Raw genomic sequence first — 15,844 nt, forward strand, 5'->3', positions numbered from 1 at the left:
AGAATCGAAGCGCATGGAAAAACGCAGCGAATTGTATCGTGGTAAAGCCAAAACTGTGTACACCACCGACGACCCGGGTTTATTGGTGTTGGAGTTTCGTAACGACACCTCGGCGTTCGATGGTGAGAAAGTCGAACAGCTTGATCGCAAAGGCATGGTCAATAATAAGTTTAATAACTTCATTATGGCGAAGCTCGAGCAACAAGGCATTCGGACCCAGTTAGTTGAAGTGCTCAGCGACAATGAAACCGTGGTGAAAAAGCTCGACATGATTCCGGTCGAATGTGTCGTGCGTAACTATGCTGCCGGTTCCTTGGTGCGCCGACTTGGCGTCGAAGAGGGCACCGCGCTGGATCCGGTTACCTTTGAACTGTTTCTGAAAAACGATGCGTTACACGACCCAATGATCAACGAGTCGCACGCGGTCGCTTTTGGTTGGGCAACGGCAGAGCAACTCACCGAGATGAAGTCGCTGACGCTGCAAATTAACTCGATTCTCAAGCAACTCTTTGCCGATGGCGGAATGTTGTTAGTTGACTTCAAACTTGAGTTTGGCGTCGACGCTGATGGTAATATCGTACTTGGCGATGAGTTCAGCCCAGATGGCTGTCGCCTGTGGGATGCTGAGACGCGCAAAAAACTCGATAAAGACCGCTTCCGTCAAGGGTTAGGGGGCGTCGTTGAGGCGTATGAAGAAGTCGCTGCGCGACTTGGTGTAGAGCTTTAATTTCGGTCCCAATCATGGTCGTCCGACTCATCTGAATCAGGTGAGTCGGCGTTCTTTTGTTCATGATCTTTAAGCGACGGCATCTTCATATTGGCGGTGTGTTTCACCAGCATAATGTTGCCGATAATAATCCCAAAGGCCAGCGCCAGCATTAACCAAACCATTCTTGATGTCCTTGTTGTCGCGGCGGACAAATCGTGTCCGCATAACGCGCCTTAATCTCTTCGAGCTGATTTAAAATATAATCCTGATGGGCAATCTCAACCTGTGCTAGTCGGGCTCTAAGGGCCGTCAGGTCAAACGCTTTAAGTTCCTCTGAGGCACGTTGCAGATGGCTTAAATGCCAAGGTTCAGCGGCAACACCGCCTTGATACTCGCGATAGGGTAGGAAAAAGCCAAATTGTTCGGCATGTTGTTGCAGCCACAGCGCCAGTTTGGCGCTTGGACCGTCGCCTTGGTATTCGCTTGGCGTCAACTCTAGTCGCAGTTGCGGGTTGTTACGGTAGGCGGTGGGGTCGTAAACATCAAAGTCAGTGCCCCAATGATGGCGACTTAGCCCCGGTAATGCCGACCAAGTGAGAATGCATTCAAGCTTTTCCCCCACGCTTAATTGGCTCGGGTCAACGCGTTGCCCATGCGAATCATATAACGGCCGTTTGCCTTGACATTTTTGCTGCCAAATCGCTAATTGCCGAGCAAAATCACGAAACCCAGAAGCAATCGCAATATCGAGTCCATCGGCCTGAATCGCTGCGCGCATTCTGGCATAGCTGGCACTCACCTCAGCTTGGAGCATGACGCCCTCGGCTTCACCGGCGACTTGCTGCACATGTTCGGCGCTGCATCCAAGGCGGGCATCGTTACTCAGCATAACAGGCGCTCAAGAATGTTTTCATAGACTTCGCTGAGGACGATTAAATCATCTGCTTTAACGCACTCATCCACTTTGTGAATGGTCGCATTCACAGGCCCTAATTCGATAACTTGAGCACCGGTTGGGGCAATAAATCGACCATCTGAGGTACCGCCTGCAGTCGATAACTGCGGACCTGTACCTCGAATCGCATAAAGACTGTCAACGGTTGCCGTCAGAAGCTCACCCGAATCGGTTAGAAATGGCTCACCATTGAGTTTCCAATTCAATTGATAATCCAATTGATGGGCATCAAGGATCGCCTCGGTGCGCTGCTGTAATTGTTGCGCGGTGACTTCGGTACTGAAGCGGAAATTAAACTCGACCTGACATTCGCCGGGGATCACATTACCCGCGCCGGTACCGGCATTAATATTGCTGATTTGAAAAGTCGTCGGTGGAAAGTACGCATTGCCATGATCCCATTCGGCCTCAGCTAATGCACTTAACGCCGGTGCGATCGAGTGGATTGGGTTTTGTGCAAGGTGTGGGTAGGCCACGTGCCCTTGAATCCCAAACACGGTAAGCGAGCCGCTGAGGCTCCCTCGGCGTCCATTCTTCACCACATCGCCCAATTCCGCAGTACTTGAAGGTTCGCCAACTAATGCGTAATCAATTTTCTCATTGCGCTGCTCGAGGGTTTCGACCACTTTTGGCGTGCCATTGATGAAAGGACCTTCTTCGTCACTAGTGATTAAAAACGCAATCGAACCTTTATGATCAGGGTGTTTCGCAATAAATTGTTCGGTCGCACAAACCATAGCTGCCAAGCTACCCTTCATATCGGCAGCGCCGCGACCATGGATATACTCTCCGTCAAAATGCGCAGCAAACGGTGGATGTTGCCAGTTGCGCTCGTTGCCAGGCGGCACCACATCGGTGTGCCCGGCAAAACAAAAGACCGGAGCCGTGTCGCCACGGCGCGCCCACAAATTAGTGGTGTCGGCAAAAACCATGGTTTCAAGCTGAAAACCAAGCGCTTCGAGTCGCGCACCGATAAGCTCTTGGCACCCCTCATCAGCAGGAGTAACTGAGCGGCGTTTGATCAGTTCTTGAGTGAGAGCGATAACCTCGTGCTGCTTCATCGCTTGACTGCTTCTCGCCAGTTGTTTTCGTTAAAGCCAACAATAATAGTTGGCGCAATCACCAATACCGGTCTTTTCATTAGCGTTGGATGGTCCTGTAACAACTGAATAAGCTCTGCTGTATCGGCTTGTTGCTGCTTTGGGTCAAGTTGTCGCCAACTGGTGCTGCGTTTGTTCACCAGCGTATCGATACCGACTTGGTCTGCCCAATGTTGCAGGGTTTCAAGGGGGAGGGGATTACTACGAACATCATGAAATGCGTGTTCAACTCCCTCATTTTCGAGCCATTTACGAGCTTTGCGGACCGTATCACAATTTGGGATGCCATAAATTGTGGCGATAAGACTCATGAGATTGCTTCCTTTAAGACGGCTTGTGGTAAATTAAAGTACTCGTTGCATTGTGGCAAAAGCCATGTGAATTCTCCACAGTTTATGTGGATAACTCTGTGGGTTAGCTGCTTCAAATTATATAAGTTATTGAATATAAATAAAATACACCACTGTATGAAACATAATCATTGTGCTGAAAAGGTCGCCAAATGGGGTTTATCGCAACATTAAAAAAGGGGCAGCATTACGCCTCAATTTGGCCTAAACATGCCGTCGTTGCGGCCATGACCGAGGCTACTGTCGTTCCTGCAACTGCCTTTGCCGCAAAGGTCATGCCAGCGGCCGCAGTGTTGAACCTATTGGTCCAATGGCAGCTGCAAAGCGCGCAGTTACAGCCTTTAGCCTGGGGGGCGTCGTTATTCTTGTTGTCGTTACCGCTACAGGGTTGGTATTGGCTAGGCAAGCGCTCGCAAACCAAATTACCGCCTCATCTGGCCCATTGGTATCGAGAGTTGGCGGCAAAGTTAGAGTTAAGACCGCGCCCCGAGGGCACGTATTTAGACCTGATCAAAATGGTCCGGCGGGCACTTGAGCAGTTACCCCCGGACCAACACTAAGCGAGGAGGTTAAAATCAGATTGCGAAAGAGCTCCAAACTGGAGCATGGTCAGATGGTTTTTCGATGCCTCGTAGCTCATAATCAATGCCGCTATCGAGGCATTTTTCGGCAAGTGAGTGCGTCGCCATAATTAAGTCGATACGCAGGCCGCGATTGTCATCAAAGCCTCGTGAGCGATAATCAAACCAGCTGTAATGCTCGGTCGGTTCGGGGACACATTGGCGATAGGTATCCACAAGCCCCCAGCCAAGTAAGGTATTCAGCCATTCACGCTCTTCGGGTAGAAACGAACACTTGCCCGTTTTTAACCAACGTTTACGGTTTTGCTCACCAATCCCGATATCACAATCTTGATGCGAAATATTGACGTCACCCATCACAATCAGCTGCTCGCTGGGTTGATGATAGTGCTCAAGATAGCTCATTAAATCGGCATAAAACTTTTCTTTTGCCGGGAACTTCAGCGGGTGGTCGCGACTTTCGCCTTGCGGAAAATAGCCATTAAGGATCCGCACACGGCTACCATTGTCGGTAATGTAGTCCCCCATAATCATCCGTCGCTGCGCTTCGTCAGCATCTGTTGGGAAACCGAAAAGAGGGTTCTCTAATGGCTTTTTACTGAGCATCGCAACGCCGTAATGGGCTTTTTGCCCGTTATAGATGACGTGATAGCCCATGGCCTCGACATCAGCGACGGGGAAGGCTTCATCATGCACTTTAGTCTCTTGCAAACCAATCACATCGGGTTGATGCTTATCAATAACAGCCTGCAATTGATGAAGGCGAGCTCGAATACCATTGATATTAAAAGAAATAACTTTCATAGCGAATATATAGGGCTAGATTAATGAAATGAGACCCTCAGTATCGCTTTTTCTCGCACTAGGTTCAACGGCCGGCTATGCAACTAGTGAACCCCTTGCATTATTTAAGTATACTCGTGGGGTTTAAAACCGATATAACAAGAAAGAGAGCCGGTACATGAGCACACAATGGTTACAAATCAAAGCCGGGCGCAAGGCATACGAACGGATTCAAGAATCAGGCTTTAATGCAAGTGATATTGAGTTAGTGCTAGGCGCGTCGGGTGGGCCAAAGTGGTTCGTGTTACAGGGGCTTGATCGGTTTTTATTCGGTGATTTCTTTCATCGCACCGAGCGTTCGATTAAGTTACTCGGCACTTCAGCTGGCGGCTGGCGTTTTGCCAGTTTAGGGCAACTTGACCCTGTTGCTGCTAGCGATTTATTTGCGCGGCTGTACAGTCATCAAACCTACAGCGACAAGCCAGATATCGCTGAAATTACCCGCGAAGCAAAAAAGTTATTGGCTGAATATGTGCCCGATACAGCGGTGCAGCAAATTATTCAGCAAGGCAAATTTCTTCACCACATGATCGTCGCCCGCTGTCAGGGCCTGACCGCTGTGGAAAATAAGCTGCAAGCATTGGGACTTTTAACCTCGGCGGCGGCAAATACGCTCAAGCGTGAGTGGCTTGGTAAGTTTTACCAGCGTGTAGTGTTTCATCATCCGCAGTCAGATGCCGCCTTCACCGAGCGTTGGTGCGATTTACCGACCATCAAAGTACCGCTATCGACCGATAACTTTCAGGATGCTTTGCTGGCAACCGGCTCGATTCCTATGGTGCTCGACGGCGTTCGCGATATTGCCGGTGCCCCAGCTGGGATGTATCGCGATGGCGGAATTACCGATTATCATTTTGATCTCGATTTAACCGGCATCGATGATCTGGTGCTGTATCCACATTTTCATCGTGAAGTTGTGCCGGGTTGGTTCGACAAGCACATTAAATCGCGCCGCTCCACAGGTAAGCATTGGCCGAATGTGATCTTTATGGCGCCAACGCGCGAATTTACAGAGTCGTTGCCGTACGGCAAAATTCCTGACCGCAAAGATTTTGCGAATATTCCTGCCGCGGAGCGGATCCAGTATTGGACGCATTCGATTAAGCAGGGCCAGCGTTTGGCCGAGCAGTTACATGAGTGGATTGAGTCAGGAAAAATTCGTGAAAAAGTTCAGTTGTGGACATAAGTGATAGGTGTATGTATGAAATATAAAGGCAGTCCAAAGTTTAGCCATGGTCAAAAAGATAAACTCGGGGTTTTGATCACCAATCTAGGGACCCCTGATGCACCGACCACACCGAAACTTCGTACTTATCTTCGGCAATTTTTGTCGGATCCTCGCGTGGTGGAAGTGCCACGCCTGATCTGGTGGATGATTTTAAACCTGATCATTTTGCGCATCCGTCCGCGCCGTTCTGCGGCCGCATATCGAACCGTTTGGACTGAACGAGGGTCGCCCTTGTTGTACCATACTGCGGACCAAGCCGCAGGGCTGAAAGCGCGGTTGCAGCAAAGTTACGGTGAGGATGTCGAAGTCGCGTTTGCTATGCGCTACGGCAACCCCTCGATTGCTTCAGGCTTGCAGGATCTGTTCGATGCTGGAGCACGTAAATTGGTGGTGTTACCGCTTTATCCGCAATATTCCGCTGCAACCACAGGCTCGACCTTTGATGCGATCGCTGATGATTTTAAAACGCGCCGTTGGTTGCCTGATTTTCGCTTTATTACGCACTACCATGACCATCCGCAATTTATCAAAACGGTTGCTGAACGCATCCGTCAATTCTGGCAGCAGCATGGTCAGCCAGATAAATTGATTTTGTCCTATCACGGGGTGCCGCTTAAGTACCTGCACAAGGGGGACCCTTATCACTGTGAATGCCACAAAACGTCACGCTTGATCGCGGCTGAGCTGGGCTTGGACAAAAGCCAGTATATGACCACGTTTCAGTCACGCTTTGGCCGTGAAGAGTGGTTACAACCCTACACCGATGAAACCTTAAAAGGCTTACCTGAGCAGGGCGTCAAATCGGTGCATGTGGTTTGTCCGGGCTTTTCTTCAGATTGCCTTGAAACCATCGAAGAGATTGGCGAAGAGAACCGCGAGTACTTTATGGAAGCGGGCGGTCAAGACTATCACTATATTCCTGCATTAAATGCGCAAGACGATCACGTAGATTTGCTCTATACTTTAGTCACAAACGAATTATCAGGCTGGCGTCTTGCTCACGATGAAGCTGAGCGAGCGCAGCGTGCAAAGGAGTTAGGTGACCCAGATGGCGGAACAGGACAAGCCTGAGCAAGAGCAAACCACTGAAGCGCGCGAGCGCCAGTTTCAGGTGTCGACCAATCGTGGTCGAGCGCGGCATAAATTACGCTATGTTGAATCGTCCGTTGCGACGGGAGATGCAGGCGAATGTCGACTGTGTCGACCTAGTTTAAGCTCAGAGCCTGACGATAGCGAGCAATGCGACTCAGAGCCGCATGACGACAACAGCTAATCTCGCCCAGCAAGTTGCGGCGGCGCTTGCTGCTCATCCCGGCAAAACCGGTGTTTTACCGCTGACTCAGGCTCAACATGCGTTTGTTGCGCGCTTGCATCTTGCCGAGCAAGCGCAGCAAACACTTGATTTGCAATATTATCTATGGCGTGCGGATCGCACCGGAACCTTCTTATTTGAAGCCGTTCATGCGGCTGCCGAACGCGGCGTAAAGGTCCGAATTTTACTCGACGACTTCAATACGGCAGGGCTTGATGCTTTATTGATTAGCCTTGCGCGGCACCCCAATATTGAAGTGAAACTGTTTAATGCACTGCGCATTCGCTGGCCGCGATTTATCAATTATTTCCTCGATTTTTCCCGACTCAACCGGCGTATGCACAACAAAGCCTGGTTGGTTGATGGGAAAGTCTTGATTAGCGGAGGGCGGAACATTGGCGATGAGTATTTTGGTGCGACCGATGCGCGACTCTTCGCAGACTTGGATGCGCTGCTATTAGGGCCTGTAGTGGATGCCACGCAAGCGGCTTTTGATGCCTATTGGGAGAGCGCCAGCGCGGTGTCCGTCGAACACTTATTGGATCAGTCGAAATCGCTGCGTTTATCTATGCTGGCCAAGCGCGCGCAGGGATTGCGCGAGCATCCTTTTACCCAAGATTATCTCAAGGCGTTAACCGATGATCCGTTTTGGCAAGAATTTCGCACCCAACAACTTGATTTACACTGGACTGACGCGGAACTTGTGGTTGATTCACCGAGTAAGGGCCATGGGGTCTATGAACAACAGCATTTGTTGGCGCATCAGTTACAACAAAGCATCGGCTTGCCAAAGTCTGAGTTTTTGATTGTCTCACCCTATTTTGTGCCAACCCGCTCGGGTTTTGCTGAATTAGTTAAATTAGCTCGTAATGGTGTCGCCATTACCTTATTAACCAACTCACTTGAGGCCACGGACGTTGCGGTGGTGCATGCCGGTTATGCGAAATGGCGCAAACGCTTGCTTGAGGCTGGGGTTAAAATATTCGAACTACAGCGTTTGTCACCGCTGGCCCGCAAGCAAGAAAAACGCGCGCGCCGGAAAAAACTCAATGCCAAAGAGCGGCTCGGTACGTTTGCCTCGAGCCTGCATGCAAAAACCTTTGTGGTCGATGGTGCGCGGGTGTTTCTTGGCTCGTTTAATTTTGATCCACGCTCGACCCAACTGAATACCGAGCTCGGTTTTGTGATTGATAGTCAGCACTTTGCCAAGACCATTCAAAACGCCTTCAACGAGGTGGTCCCTAATTATGCCTACCAGCTTGATATCGCCAATCAGCGGCTGATTTGGCGCGAGCGTATTGGCCGCCAAGAACGTATTCATTTACGCGAACCGGGCGCAAGTATATGGCGACGAATGGCATCACGAGTGTTATCGTGGTTACCAATCGATTGGATGTTGTGACGACGTTGAAAAGGAGCTTGCCATGCGTTTAGTCTTTTTAGGTGGGGCAGAAACGGTGACGGGGTCAAAGTATTTGCTCGAAACCGATCGCACCCGAGTATTGGTCGATTGTGGCCTGTTTCAAGGCTATAAGTGGCTGCGACAGCGTAATTGGCAACCTTTGCCACTTGGCATCAACCATGTCGATGCGATTGTGTTGACCCATGCTCACCTCGATCACTCAGGCTTTATCCCAGCGCTATACAAGCAGGGCTTTCGGGGGCGGGTGTTCACCCATTCAGGTACAGCAGGTTTGTGCCGTATCTTGTGGCCTGATTCTGGCAAAATCCAAGAAGAAGATGCCAAGTTTTATAAACGCCATGGTATCGGCAAACATAAAAATCCCGAACCCCTTTATGATGAAGCAACCGCAGAAGCAGCGTGCACTTTGCTTGAGCCGGTTGAGTTTGAGCAGGAGTTTGAGATTGGTGATATTCAGTTTCGGATCCAGCCGGTCGGTCACATTTTAGGAGCCGGCTCTGTTATCGCCAGCCATCAGGGCAAGACTATTGGCTTTAGTGGCGATGTCGGCCGTCCTGACGACCTCATGATGCAGCCGCCAAAGCCGTTACCCGATGTCGATGTGTTGTTACTTGAGTCAACCTATGGTGATCGGCTTCATGGTGAACACGATCCTTGGCAAGAGCTGAAACAAGTTGTCAATGACACGGCACAACGCGGCGGAGCGCTTTTGATTCCAAGCTTTGCTGTGGGGCGGGCGCAAGTCTTGCAATATATGTTGAGCACGCTCATGGATGCTGGCGAGATCCCGCCGTTACCGATCTTTCTTGATAGCCCAATGGCGATTTCAACCTCGGCGGTGTATCACAACTGCAATCACTATTTGAAACTGACCGAAGCAGATTTTGCCCGCGCAGAGCAGCGGGTGCAATTTACCCGCGATGTGGAGCAATCGAAAGCGATCGCCAAGCAAACTGGACCGCATATTATTATTGCTGGAAGTGGGATGGCGACCGGTGGTCGTATCTTGCATCATTTTAAGCACTGGCTCGCCGACCATCGCAGTACTGTGTTGTTTTCAGGGCATCAAGCTGGCGGCACCCGCGGTGCTAAGCTGATTAATGGCGTTGAGCGCATCAAAGTGCACGGTGAGTGGTTACAAGTGCGCGCGCAAATTCATCAGTTGGAGGGCTTATCAGGGCACGCAGACTATCAAGAAATTGGTGATTGGCTGCGCCAGTCTGAATTATCGGCGAATACCAAAGTTGTGCTAGTTCACGGTGAGCCCGATGCCCTTGAGGCCCAGTCAGACTACCTCAAACAGAACTTTCCGTTTGAGGTAGAGATTGCTGGGCATATGCAAGTGCTGCATCTGTAGCGCGCAGCGAAAAGGCTTAGTTGGCCTGCGAGAAACTGACTGAGAAGGTTACGGGTACGACGTAGTCGATTTCGCTTAAACCCGCAATGTTACGGAGTTTCTCAATGCCATCGACTAAGTCAAAGTCGGTAGCACGGACCATAATTGGGGCGGTCGTCGCGGCACTGAGCTGATTTGCGCTTAAACGTGTGACCATGACTTCGGCACTGACTGACTTGGTGATATCACGAATGGTTAAGCTGAGGGGAATGTTCAAAGCCAATGTTTGGCCAATGCGAAGCGTCTGGACTTCTGCCATAGGTACTTGTCCTGCCGCTTCAATCAGCGGGAATTCGGCGGCGTTAAACAAGTGCTGCTGCATCCGCTCGTTGCGGATCGGGATTTGTGTATCAAGCGAGCTGAGGGCAATTGCGATCTGCACTTGGCCATCGGTAATTTGTCCGTTTAACTCGGTAAAGCGATGGATTTCTGCAATGGTTTTGTTTTTAACCGATGCAAAGCGTAACTCGGCCTGATCGCTATTGAGCTGCCAAGTGCTTGCCGCAGCCGCACCGGTAAAGGTTAGACTTGTTAACATCACAGCAGTGCCGATAAGCGCAGTAAGTTTGGTTTTTCCCATCACAGTATGACTCCTCTCGATTAATCTGATGATTTGCGCATGCTAGCACAAAATCGGCTTTAAATAAGCCGTTCAAATCAGGCCGTAATTTGCCTGAATGCCTGCTTTAAGGTAGTATGCGCGGCTCTAAAACCGATGCCTTTTATCCTTCCTGAACGCTTTAACAAAGCCTAGGTTATACCTTTATGTGGAAAAACATTCAGCAGCAGTGGTTCTCAAATATACGCGCAGATGTGCTCGCCGGTTTAGTCGTGGCGCTGGCATTAGTTCCTGAGGCCATTGCTTTTTCGATTATCGCCGGAGTTGACCCGAAAGTCGGTCTATATGCTTCGTTTTGTATTGCCGTGATCATCGCTTTTGTGGGTGGCCGGCCTGGCATGATTTCTGCGGCGACGGGTGCTATGGCACTGTTGATGGTGACCTTGGTTAAAGAGCATGGGCTGCAATACTTATTGGTGGCCACTTTGCTCACCGGGGTGATTCAGATCATCGCAGGTTATTTAAAGCTCGGCGAGCTGATGCGCTTTGTCTCGCGCTCGGTGGTAACGGGCTTTGTTAACGCCTTAGCCATTTTGATTTTCATGGCGCAGTTGCCGGAACTAACCGATGTCTCGTGGCATGTCTATGCGATGACCGCTGCAGGCCTCGGGATTATTTACTTATTCCCCTATGTGCCGGTGCTTGGCAAAGTGATTCCATCCCCCTTGGTGTGCATTATCGGCTTAACCATTGTCGCGATTGTGTTTCAAATCGATATCCGCACAGTAGGGGATATGGGACAACTGCCGGACACGTTACCGGTGTTTTTGTGGCCGGATGTTCCGCTTAACCTTGAAACACTGCAAATTGTTTTACCTTATAGCCTTGGTCTTGCCGCTGTGGGTTTGCTCGAGAGTCTGATGACCGCGACGATTGTCGATGATTTAACCGATACCTCATCGGATAAAAATCGCGAGTGTAAAGGCCAAGGGCTTGCCAATATTGGCGCGGGTTTATTCGGTGGAATGGCCGGTTGTGCGATGATTGGACAATCCGTGATCAACGTAAAATCAGGCGGTCGCACCCGGCTGTCGACTTTTGTGGCCGGAACGTTTTTAATGATCTTAATTTTGCTGCTCGATGATTGGCTCAAGCAGATCCCAATGGCAGCTCTGGTTGCAGTGATGATTATGGTCTCAATTGGGACCTTCAGTTGGGATTCCATTCGCAACCTGCGCAAGCATCCCTTGTCGACCAATATCGTTATGTTAAGCACAGTGATTGTAGTGGTTGCAACCCATAACCTCGCACTAGGCGTGGGGGTTGGCGTACTGCTTGCTGCGGTGTTCTTTGCGAATAAAATTGGTCACTACATGGATGTGCAGTCGAGCTTAAGTCAAGATGGCAAAGTTCGTACCTACACTGTGATTGGTCAGGTGTTTTTTAGCTCTGCTGACAAATTCATCGCCGCATTTGATTTCAAAGAGGCGGTTAGCCATGTGGTGATTGATCTCAGTCGTGCGCATTTCTGGGATATCACCGCAGTTGGGGCACTCGATAAAGTGGTGATCAAACTACGCCGTGAGGGTGCAGAGGTTGAAGTGTTAGGGTTAAATGAAGCCAGCAGCACGATCGTCGATCGCTTTGGTGTGCATGATAAGCCCGATGCCATTGACCGCTTAATCGAGAACCATTAACAGGAGCGCTAACATGACACAGATTATTACTTGTATCGATGGTTCAGCAGCAAGCGATGCGGTCCGCCAATATGGGGTATGGGCAGCGCGTCGTTTAACTGCACCGCTTACTTTTTTGCATGTACTCGATGAGCGCAGTTACCCCGTGGCGACCGATGCCAGCGGTAATATTGGACTTGGTAGTCGCGAACACTTACTTGAAGAGCTTGCAAAACTTGATCATGAGCGCGCTAAAATCGCACTTCAACATGGTGAGCATATGCTTGAAGCGGCTCAGCAACACGCCTTAGCAGCTGGCGTTGAACAGGTGCAATGGCGTCAACGGCACGGTGATTTAGCTGAATCGGTGGCAGCCTTACAAGCCGACACACGGCTTATTGTGCTAGGCCTTCATGGTGAGCAAACCAGCGAGAAGCCTGAATTGCTGGGGACTCATATCGAGACGGTTATTCGTACCGCCAGCAAACCGGTGTTATTGACTGCACTTGAATATCAAGAGCCGACCAGCGTGTTATTCGCATTTGATGGCAGCGAAACCGCCCAAAAAGGCATTGCCATGGTGGCCCAAAGTCCACTGTTTCTGGGCTTGCCTATTCATGTCGTGGCAGTCAGTTCAAACCCAACGCAAGAGTTGCAGCAGCAGCTGCACGCGGCGGCTAAGGTGCTCGCTGAAGCAGGCCATGAAGTGGTCACTAAAGTATTAGCAGGCGAGGTGGAACCCACTTTACATGGTTATCAGGCCGAAGCTGGCTTGGATATGCTGGTCATGGGAGCCTACGGGCATTCACGCTTACGCCAATTCTTGTTGGGCAGCACCACCACGCACATGCTGCGCAAATCTGTTACGCCAGTACTGGTTTTGCGGTAGATTGTCGACAATTAGACCGAAGTCTAATTGATTTGATCGTATAAATGCCGTAATATGTCGACATTCTTGCAGGTGTGCATGGAGTCAGAATGTCGACTTTACCCCTCGAAAAACGCCAAACCTCAGCGGATCGGCTATTGCACGAGATCCAGCGCGCGATTGTGGAAGGCGATATCCTCCCAGGCAGTAAAATATCTGAACCTGAACTCGCCCGCCGTTTTGCGGTAAGTCGCGCGCCACTGCGCGAAGCGTTGGCGCGGCTAGAGCGCTGTCACTTGATTGAGCGGATTCCAAATGCCGGTGCGCGCGTGGTGACGCTATCGTTAGAGGGGCTGGTGAGCTTATATCAAATTCGTGAGGAGCTCGAAGGGCTGGCCTGTCGTTTGGCCGCAGAGCACATGCCGGAAGACGAAATCAACGAGCTGCAAGGGCTGCTAGACCAACACTTATCGACCCAACGGGTCCGCGAAGGTGAAAGCTACTATCAAGAGGCTGGAGATGTCGATTTTCACTATCGCATCATACTCGGCAGTAAGAATCCGTATCTTATCAATATGCTCTGCGATGAGCTGTATTATTTAGTGCGCATGTATCGGGTGCAACTCGGGATGAACGGTCCGCGGGTATCGCGCGCATTTGATGAGCACAAAGCCATTATGCAGGCGATCGCCAATCGTGATGGCGAGCTCGCTGACTTATTGATGCGCCGGCACATTGGCGCATCCCGCAAGAACATCGAAATCAAATTGCAACAAATGAGAGGTTAATATGAACCAAATTGAGAGCGCTGGTGCGAAATTTCGCCAAGCCATAGCCAATGAAAAACCACTGCAAATCGTCGGAACCATCAATGCTTACACGGCGATGATGGCCGAGCGCATTGGCCATAAAGCGATTTATTTATCAGGTGCAGGCGTTGCCAATGCCTCATTTGGTTTACCGGACTTAGGCATGACCTCGTTGAACGATGTCTGTGAAGATATCCGGCGGATTACTGCCGCGAGCAGCTTGCCACTTTTGGTCGATGCCGATACCGGTTGGGGTGGCGCATTTAACATTGCGCGCACAGTGAAAGAGATGACCCGAGCGGGTGCAGCAGGTTTCCATATCGAAGACCAGGTTGCGCAAAAGCGCTGCGGTCATCGTCCTAACAAAGAAATCGTTAGCCAAGTAGAAATGGTTGATCGCGTCAAAGCGGCTGTTGATGCGCGTATCGATGATCAGTTTGTGATTATGGCGCGTACCGACGCATTGCAACAGCAAGGTCTTGAAGCTGCAATTGAGCGCGCACAAGCCTGTGTTGAAGCGGGTGCCGATGCGATTTTCGCAGAAGCTGTACACACCCTTGAACAGTATCAAGCTTTCACTGATGCGCTAAATGTTCCAGTATTGGCTAATATTACTGAATTCGGTCAAACGCCTTTATTCAATAAAGCTGAGCTGGCTGAGGTTGGGGTCGAAATGGTGTTGTACCCACTGAGTGCATTCCGCGCAATGAATAAAGCTGCGGTGAATGTCTATGAGAGCATCCTTGCTGAGGGTGACCAAAAGCAAGTGGTGGATATCATGCAAACCCGCGCCGAACTCTACGATTACCTGAATTACCACGCGTTTGAAGAAAAACTCGACGCGCTGTTCAAAAAATAAGCGATTGCAATTAATTTTAAGGAGTTAGAAATGGTCGATAAAGCATTAGGTGGCGCAGGTTTGCGCGGACAAGTAGCAGGTCAAACAGCACTTTGTACAGTCGGTAAAACAGGAAGTGGTTTAACCTATTACGGCTACGATATTGCTGAACTTGCTGAAAAAGTAACCTTTGAAGAAGTCGCTTATTTACTTGCGCACGGCGAGCTGCCAAACGCTAGCCAGTTAGCAGATTACAAAGCACGTTTAAAAGGCATGCGTGGCTTACCAAGTGCGTTAAAAGACGTGCTTGAGCGCATTCCAGCTGATGCACATCCGATGGATGTCATGCGCACCGGTTGTTCAATGCTCGGAAATCTCGAGCCAGAGCTTAGCTTTGCTGATGCGGATAAAGCGATCGAGCGGATGATTGCGGTATTCCCAAGCATTTTGTTGTATTGGTACCGTTTCAGCCACGACGGCGTGCGTATCGAAACTGAAACCGATGACGATTCAGTTGGCGCGCATTTCTTGCATTTGTTGCATGACAAAGCACCAAGCGAGCTGCATACCGCAGTGATGAATACTTCTTTGATTTTGTACGCAGAGCATGAATTTAATGCTTCAACCTTCACTGCGCGCGTGTGTGCCTCGACCTTGTCGGACATTCACTCGTGTGTGACCGGTGCGATTGGTTCATTGCGTGGACCACTTCACGGTGGTGCCAACGAAGCGGCGATGGAATTGATCGAAGGTTTGCAGTCACCTGAGCATGCGGAAGAAACGCTGATGGAGATGCTGGCACGCAAAGACAAGATCATGGGCTTTGGCCACGCCATTTATCGTGAGTCTGATCCACGTAACAACATCATTAAAGCTTGGTCTGAGAAGCTTGCTGCAGAATACGGTGATACCCGTTTGTATGATGTCTCAGTACGTTGTGAAGAAGTGATGTGGCGTGAGAAGAAACTGTTCCCAAATGCGGACTTCTTCCATGCGTCGGCGTATCACTTTATGGGTATTCCAACTAAATTGTTCACCCCAATCTTCGTGATGTCACGGGTAACAGGTTGGACAGCGCACGTGAAAGAGCAACGCGCGAATAACCGTATCATTCGCCCAAGCGCAGAATACACAGGTCCAGAGGCGCGTCCAGTACCCGCACTTGCAGACCGCTAATCGCCCCTAGGGCAGGAGTGT

At 50.2% G+C, this 15,844-nt stretch carries 18 protein-coding genes; 12 read left to right on the top strand and 6 right to left on the bottom strand.

Annotated features, from left to right (window positions below; all coding sequences use genetic code 11):
* Nucleotides 1–13 precede the first annotated feature (13 nt).
* Nucleotides 14–727: a phosphoribosylaminoimidazolesuccinocarboxamide synthase gene (purC, locus tag CWI83_RS01380; RefSeq protein WP_126824682.1), complete on the top strand. Its 714-nt coding sequence runs from the start codon at nucleotides 14–16 to the stop codon at nucleotides 725–727.
* Here the strand turns inward: purC and CWI83_RS01385 are convergent.
* From CWI83_RS01385 to CWI83_RS01400, 4 genes are read right to left on the bottom strand one after another with little or no spacing between them, the layout of a single operon-like run.
* Nucleotides 724–891, bottom strand: coding sequence for a DUF2897 family protein (locus tag CWI83_RS01385; RefSeq protein ID WP_126824685.1), 168 nt, complete (start codon nucleotides 889–891; stop codon nucleotides 724–726). The two genes, purC and CWI83_RS01385, sit on opposite strands and share 4 nt — an antisense overlap.
* Nucleotides 879–1,598 (bottom strand): M15 family metallopeptidase, encoded by a 720-nt coding sequence (locus CWI83_RS01390; protein ID WP_126824688.1) that lies wholly within the window; start codon nucleotides 1,596–1,598, stop codon nucleotides 879–881. Before CWI83_RS01390 ends, CWI83_RS01385 begins: the two co-directional genes overlap by 13 nt.
* Entirely contained in the window at nucleotides 1,592–2,725 is a 1,134-nt protein-coding gene (gene dapE / locus CWI83_RS01395; protein WP_126824691.1) for a succinyl-diaminopimelate desuccinylase, read from the bottom strand. The genes CWI83_RS01390 and dapE overlap by 7 nt, the downstream gene beginning before the upstream one ends.
* Nucleotides 2,722–3,075, bottom strand: coding sequence for an arsenate reductase (locus CWI83_RS01400; RefSeq protein ID WP_126824694.1), 354 nt, complete (start codon nucleotides 3,073–3,075; stop codon nucleotides 2,722–2,724). Before CWI83_RS01400 ends, dapE begins: the two co-directional genes overlap by 4 nt.
* Nucleotides 3,076–3,266: 191 nt before the next feature.
* On the opposite strand from CWI83_RS01400, the gene yfbV reads away from it, so the two are divergent.
* Nucleotides 3,267–3,674 carry a terminus macrodomain insulation protein YfbV gene (gene yfbV / locus CWI83_RS01405; RefSeq protein ID WP_126824697.1) on the top strand — a complete coding sequence of 136 codons (408 nt, stop codon included), beginning with the start codon at nucleotides 3,267–3,269 and terminating at the stop codon, nucleotides 3,672–3,674.
* 15 nt (nucleotides 3,675–3,689) lie between these two features.
* Here yfbV and xthA read toward each other — a convergent pair whose 3' ends face one another.
* Entirely contained in the window at nucleotides 3,690–4,499 is an 810-nt protein-coding gene (xthA, locus tag CWI83_RS01410) for an exodeoxyribonuclease III (RefSeq protein WP_126824700.1), read from the bottom strand.
* Nucleotides 4,500–4,656: 157 nt separating this feature from the next.
* Between xthA and CWI83_RS01415 the strand changes: the two genes are divergently transcribed.
* The 5 genes from CWI83_RS01415 to CWI83_RS01435 are packed head-to-tail and all read left to right on the top strand — an operon-like array spanning nucleotide 4,657 to nucleotide 9,858.
* Complete coding sequence (locus tag CWI83_RS01415; protein WP_126824703.1) at nucleotides 4,657–5,724, top strand: alpha/beta hydrolase; 1,068 nt, start codon at nucleotides 4,657–4,659, stop codon at nucleotides 5,722–5,724.
* Nucleotides 5,725–5,739: 15 nt separating this feature from the next.
* Complete coding sequence (hemH, locus tag CWI83_RS01420) at nucleotides 5,740–6,837, top strand: ferrochelatase (RefSeq protein WP_126824706.1); 1,098 nt, start codon at nucleotides 5,740–5,742, stop codon at nucleotides 6,835–6,837.
* Complete coding sequence (locus CWI83_RS01425; RefSeq protein WP_126824709.1) at nucleotides 6,815–7,039, top strand: hypothetical protein; 225 nt, start codon at nucleotides 6,815–6,817, stop codon at nucleotides 7,037–7,039. The genes hemH and CWI83_RS01425 overlap by 23 nt, the downstream gene beginning before the upstream one ends.
* Nucleotides 7,023–8,480, top strand: a complete 1,458-nt coding sequence (locus CWI83_RS01430) for a phospholipase D family protein (protein ID WP_126824712.1) — start codon at nucleotides 7,023–7,025, stop codon at nucleotides 8,478–8,480. Before CWI83_RS01425 ends, CWI83_RS01430 begins: the two co-directional genes overlap by 17 nt.
* A 22-nt stretch (nucleotides 8,481–8,502) precedes the next feature.
* Nucleotides 8,503–9,858, top strand: coding sequence for an MBL fold metallo-hydrolase RNA specificity domain-containing protein (locus CWI83_RS01435; RefSeq protein WP_126824715.1), 1,356 nt, complete (start codon nucleotides 8,503–8,505; stop codon nucleotides 9,856–9,858).
* Between the two features lie 16 nt (nucleotides 9,859–9,874).
* On the opposite strand, the gene CWI83_RS01440 is transcribed toward CWI83_RS01435, so the two are convergent.
* Nucleotides 9,875–10,477: a YceI family protein gene (locus tag CWI83_RS01440; protein WP_126824718.1), complete on the bottom strand. Its 603-nt coding sequence runs from the start codon at nucleotides 10,475–10,477 to the stop codon at nucleotides 9,875–9,877.
* Nucleotides 10,478–10,662: 185 nt separating this feature from the next.
* Between CWI83_RS01440 and CWI83_RS01445 the strand changes: the two genes are divergently transcribed.
* The 5 genes from CWI83_RS01445 (at nucleotide 10,663) to prpC (ending at nucleotide 15,823) form a co-directional block, all read left to right on the top strand.
* The gene (locus CWI83_RS01445) at nucleotides 10,663–12,153 is read left to right on the top strand and encodes a SulP family inorganic anion transporter (protein ID WP_126824721.1); all 1,491 of its coding nucleotides are present in this window, start codon (nucleotides 10,663–10,665) and stop codon (nucleotides 12,151–12,153) included.
* Between the two features lie 13 nt (nucleotides 12,154–12,166).
* The gene (locus CWI83_RS01450; RefSeq protein ID WP_126824724.1) at nucleotides 12,167–13,021 is read left to right on the top strand and encodes a universal stress protein; all 855 of its coding nucleotides are present in this window, start codon (nucleotides 12,167–12,169) and stop codon (nucleotides 13,019–13,021) included.
* A gap of 89 nt (nucleotides 13,022–13,110) precedes the next feature.
* Nucleotides 13,111–13,788 carry a GntR family transcriptional regulator gene (locus CWI83_RS01455; RefSeq protein WP_126824726.1) on the top strand — a complete coding sequence of 226 codons (678 nt, stop codon included), beginning with the start codon at nucleotides 13,111–13,113 and terminating at the stop codon, nucleotides 13,786–13,788.
* A 1-nt stretch (nucleotide 13,789) separates the two neighbouring features.
* Entirely contained in the window at nucleotides 13,790–14,668 is an 879-nt protein-coding gene (gene prpB / locus CWI83_RS01460) for a methylisocitrate lyase (RefSeq protein ID WP_126824729.1), read from the top strand.
* Between the two features lie 30 nt (nucleotides 14,669–14,698).
* Nucleotides 14,699–15,823: a bifunctional 2-methylcitrate synthase/citrate synthase gene (gene prpC, locus CWI83_RS01465; RefSeq protein WP_126824731.1), complete on the top strand. Its 1,125-nt coding sequence runs from the start codon at nucleotides 14,699–14,701 to the stop codon at nucleotides 15,821–15,823.
* Nucleotides 15,824–15,844 lie beyond the last annotated feature (21 nt).

Source organism: Pseudidiomarina taiwanensis (genome assembly GCF_003987435.1).
In the GTDB taxonomy this organism is placed as follows: Bacteria; Pseudomonadota; Gammaproteobacteria; order Enterobacterales; family Alteromonadaceae; genus Pseudidiomarina; species Pseudidiomarina taiwanensis.

Excerpts from the sequence above, each read along its gene's own strand:
- purC (WP_126824682.1), top strand. The coding sequence starts at position 14 with ATGGAAAAACGCAGCGAATTGTATCGTGGTAAAGCCAAAACTGTGTAC.
- CWI83_RS01385 (WP_126824685.1), bottom strand. The coding sequence starts at position 891 with ATGGTTTGGTTAATGCTGGCGCTGGCCTTTGGGATTATTATCGGCAAC.
- CWI83_RS01390 (WP_126824688.1), bottom strand. The coding sequence starts at position 1,598 with ATGCTGAGTAACGATGCCCGCCTTGGATGCAGCGCCGAACATGTGCAG.
- dapE (WP_126824691.1), bottom strand. The coding sequence starts at position 2,725 with ATGAAGCAGCACGAGGTTATCGCTCTCACTCAAGAACTGATCAAACGC.
- CWI83_RS01400 (WP_126824694.1), bottom strand. The coding sequence starts at position 3,075 with ATGAGTCTTATCGCCACAATTTATGGCATCCCAAATTGTGATACGGTC.
- yfbV (WP_126824697.1), top strand. The coding sequence starts at position 3,267 with ATGGGGTTTATCGCAACATTAAAAAAGGGGCAGCATTACGCCTCAATT.
- xthA (WP_126824700.1), bottom strand. The coding sequence starts at position 4,499 with ATGAAAGTTATTTCTTTTAATATCAATGGTATTCGAGCTCGCCTTCAT.
- CWI83_RS01415 (WP_126824703.1), top strand. The coding sequence starts at position 4,657 with ATGAGCACACAATGGTTACAAATCAAAGCCGGGCGCAAGGCATACGAA.
- hemH (WP_126824706.1), top strand. The coding sequence starts at position 5,740 with ATGAAATATAAAGGCAGTCCAAAGTTTAGCCATGGTCAAAAAGATAAA.
- CWI83_RS01425 (WP_126824709.1), top strand. The coding sequence starts at position 6,815 with ATGGCGGAACAGGACAAGCCTGAGCAAGAGCAAACCACTGAAGCGCGC.
- CWI83_RS01430 (WP_126824712.1), top strand. The coding sequence starts at position 7,023 with ATGACGACAACAGCTAATCTCGCCCAGCAAGTTGCGGCGGCGCTTGCT.
- CWI83_RS01435 (WP_126824715.1), top strand. The coding sequence starts at position 8,503 with ATGCGTTTAGTCTTTTTAGGTGGGGCAGAAACGGTGACGGGGTCAAAG.
- CWI83_RS01440 (WP_126824718.1), bottom strand. The coding sequence starts at position 10,477 with ATGGGAAAAACCAAACTTACTGCGCTTATCGGCACTGCTGTGATGTTA.
- CWI83_RS01445 (WP_126824721.1), top strand. The coding sequence starts at position 10,663 with ATGTGGAAAAACATTCAGCAGCAGTGGTTCTCAAATATACGCGCAGAT.
- CWI83_RS01450 (WP_126824724.1), top strand. The coding sequence starts at position 12,167 with ATGACACAGATTATTACTTGTATCGATGGTTCAGCAGCAAGCGATGCG.
- CWI83_RS01455 (WP_126824726.1), top strand. The coding sequence starts at position 13,111 with ATGTCGACTTTACCCCTCGAAAAACGCCAAACCTCAGCGGATCGGCTA.
- prpB (WP_126824729.1), top strand. The coding sequence starts at position 13,790 with ATGAACCAAATTGAGAGCGCTGGTGCGAAATTTCGCCAAGCCATAGCC.
- prpC (WP_126824731.1), top strand. The coding sequence starts at position 14,699 with ATGGTCGATAAAGCATTAGGTGGCGCAGGTTTGCGCGGACAAGTAGCA.